This window comes from Acinetobacter sp. 1130196, assembly GCF_000588095.1.
Classification (GTDB): Bacteria; Pseudomonadota; Gammaproteobacteria; order Pseudomonadales; family Moraxellaceae; genus Acinetobacter; species Acinetobacter nosocomialis.
The window spans coordinates 1-3,055 of the sequence record NZ_JFWX01000094.1; the positions used below are offsets into that span (position 1 = coordinate 1).

Annotated in this window: 3 protein-coding genes; 1 reads left to right on the forward strand and 2 read right to left on the reverse strand. The window is 36.4% G+C overall.

The features are described 5' to 3' along the window. Both J671_RS24320 and J671_RS24325 read right to left on the reverse strand, forming a co-directional pair. Positions 1-371: aminotransferase class III-fold pyridoxal phosphate-dependent enzyme (locus J671_RS24320; protein WP_031983757.1), on the reverse strand; the 371-nt coding region annotated here is incomplete at its 3' end. A gap of 138 nt (positions 372-509) precedes the next feature. Further along, positions 510-1,781 carry a Glu/Leu/Phe/Val family dehydrogenase gene (locus tag J671_RS24325; RefSeq protein WP_002048804.1) on the reverse strand — a complete coding sequence of 424 codons (1,272 nt, stop codon included), beginning with the start codon at positions 1,779-1,781 and terminating at the stop codon, positions 510-512. 959 nt (positions 1,782-2,740) lie between these two features. Here J671_RS24325 and J671_RS24330 point away from each other — a divergent pair. Beyond that, positions 2,741-3,055 (forward strand): helix-turn-helix domain-containing protein (locus J671_RS24330; RefSeq protein ID WP_251982072.1); only part of this gene is annotated, 315 nt, incomplete at its 3' end.

Here is a 3,055-nt window from a genome sequence, read left to right on the forward strand (position 1 = left end):
TCGAGTCCAACTTTACGAGCAAGCTTTAATGCTGCTTCATTTGCTTCTGCACCTGAGTTACAGAAGAATACTTTGTCTGCAAATGTATTTTCAGTGAGTTGTTTAGCAAGACGCAGTACGGGTTCATTGGTATAACCATTGCCGACATGCCAAAGTTTTTTTGCTTGTTCTGTTAACGCATTGACTGCCACTGGATGCGCATGACCTAATGCATTTACTGCAATCCCGCCTGCAAAATCGATATATTCTTTATTTTCTTGATCCCAGATACGTGAACCTTCACCACGTACCGGAATGAAATTTGCCGGTGCAAATACTGGAACCATCCAGTCATTAAAGTTGCTTCGAGTTACAGAAATTGGCTGTTCCATGCTTACCTCAGTATCTATTTAATTTATTTAATCTGTCTTACTGTCTTTAATTCATTTAGAAAAAGGGACTGAACAAATAACCCTATACATCCTTTATATTTGCTCAGCCCACTTTTCCTAAAAGGTAATTTCCTCAGATTAGCCTGGGAAAATACCGCGTTCTTTACGAGCTTTTAAGATACGCTCACAAGCCAAGATGTAAGCTGCTGTACGTAAAGTACAAGCATTCTTATTCGCTGTATTCCAAACGTCATCCATTGCTTGAACCATCAACTTGTCTAAACGTTCGTTGATTTCTTCTTCGCTCCAGAAATAGCTCGCCATGTCTTGAACCCATTCGAAGTAACTTACAGTTACACCGCCGGCGTTACATACAACGTCAGGAACAACAACAATGCCACGCTCAACCAATACATCTTCAGCTTTAGGATAAGTCGGGCCGTTTGCGCCTTCCAAAATCAACTTAGCTTTAAGTTTTTCAGCACGCTCAACTGTGATTTGGCCTTCTAATGCAGCAGGAATAATGATGTCTACTTCAGCAGTCCAGAAATCTTCATCTGCAATTGATTGCGCACCAGCAAAACCGCCAACACCTTGGTTTGCGTTTACGTGCTCACGTAATGCAACAAGATCAATACCGTCAGCATTGAAAATTGTGCCAGTGTGGTCTTGAACGTGAGTGATTTTTGCTTTTGATTCAACAAATAAGAAAGCAGCTTCACTACCTACGTTACCAAAGCCTTGAACAGCAACTTTCGCGCCTTCAATTGGTAAGTTGATTTTTGCAGCAACTTCACGGCCAGTAACGAATACACCACGACCAGTCGCTTTAACACGTCCTAAAGAACCGCCTAAGTGAACTGGTTTACCAGTTACAACACCAGTCACTGTGTGACCTTGGCTAGTAGAATAAGTATCCATCATCCAACCCATGATATTGGCATTTGTACCAACGTCTGGAGCAGGAATGTCTTTTTGAGGTCCGATAATGTGACCAATTTCAGTCGTATAACGGCGAGTTAAACGCTCTAATTCACGCGTAGATAATTTACGTGGGTCAACACGGATACCACCTTTTGCACCACCAAATGGCAAGTTCAAAACAGCAGTTTTAATTGTCATCCATGCAGACAACGCCATCACTTCATTTAAATCAACATTTGGATGGTAACGAACACCACCTTTACCAGGACCGCGAGACAAGTTGTGTTGTACACGGTAGCCTTCAAAGTGCTGGATTGAACCGTCATCCATTACGATTGGTACATCAACAATAAGAGCACGCTTAGGGCGCTTTAAAGTATCGATATAATCAGCTAAGTGTTCTAGATATGGCGCTACACGGTCAATTTGTGCCAAGTAAGTTTGCCATGCATCGCTATGTTCGTTTACGTATGAAAGATCTGACATCTTTTTTCCTATATACCTACATAGACTCAGATGTGATAAATCCGTAGTCTTTATTATTCAGCAACCAAAACCTTGCAATAACAATGTTTTGATTTATTTATAAAATCTTCCGCTCTTCTAAAGCTTCAGACCTTTTAAATTCCATCTTGTGATATCAAAAGTAAGATTTACTTTTATATATCGATATCTTTTACAATCTTTCTCTTGCTCATCTGCTGTTTATAAAAAATGTCTTTATAAAAGCAAAAGTTCCACCGCAATCAACTCAAACAAGTCGATTGGAAATAAGTGCAAAAGAGGTGACATAACCGTTTGGGAGTTAAAAAGAACTAGGGTTCATAAAACAAAAAAACCATAAGTCCATGAAATTATTTTTGACTAATCGATAGATCCCTCCATTAGTCTTTTTAAATAAAAATTGTTCAATAATACTGCAAGCTTCACATCACTACTCAAGCTGATTAATCGCGCTTTCATATAGACATAAAATCTTTAAGTAAATATAGCACAAAGCAAGATAATTTAGAACATTTTAAAATAAACAAGCAGAGAAAAAATAATCAATTTCCCCGAAATTTTATAATAAAAAAGTAACAAAGCCTAAAAAAAGCCTCAGCCATAATAATTTTATTTTATGGAAATTAAAAAAATATTAAAATTAAAAATGGTTAAAAAATTACCATTTAATAACAATAACTTAATTAACAAAAAATTTCAAAAATCCTTCAAATTTTTTAGAAAATTTCATAATATTTTTTTGTACAGTCTTATTTAAAATAAAAAATAGAAATATAAAAATTACACAGCCATTAAATAATCATGTTAAACATATACTTATTTAAATACTTGGCAGAGTAAAACTTGAAGTGCGACATAAACCACCTAATTAATTTAAAGGGTTTATGGAGTATATAAAATTGTCATACCATCATCTTAACTTTGAAGATCGTACTGCATTAATGCTTGAGTCAAGAAAAGAAGGCTTTTCAGCCAGAAAATTTGCTGAACTCATTAAAAGACATCCTAGTACGATCTATCGTGAGCTTAAAAGAAATAGCATCAATGACGTTTATCAAGCTCGATATGCTTCTGATAACACCTTCGCTAGACGTAGACGTGGTCACAGAAAACTCAAAATCGATTCAATCCTCTGGAAATTTATTGTTGAAGCGATCCGTTGTTTATGGTCTCCTCAGCAAATAGCAAAGCGTTTAAAGACATTTCCTGATTTGGATCAAACAATGAATGTAAGCCATACAACGATTTATTCAACG

Bases quoted from the DNA above. Each gene is read 5' to 3' on its own strand.
- J671_RS24325 (WP_002048804.1), bottom strand. From the start codon at position 1,781: ATGTCAGATCTTTCATACGTAAACGAACATAGCGATGCATGGCAAACT.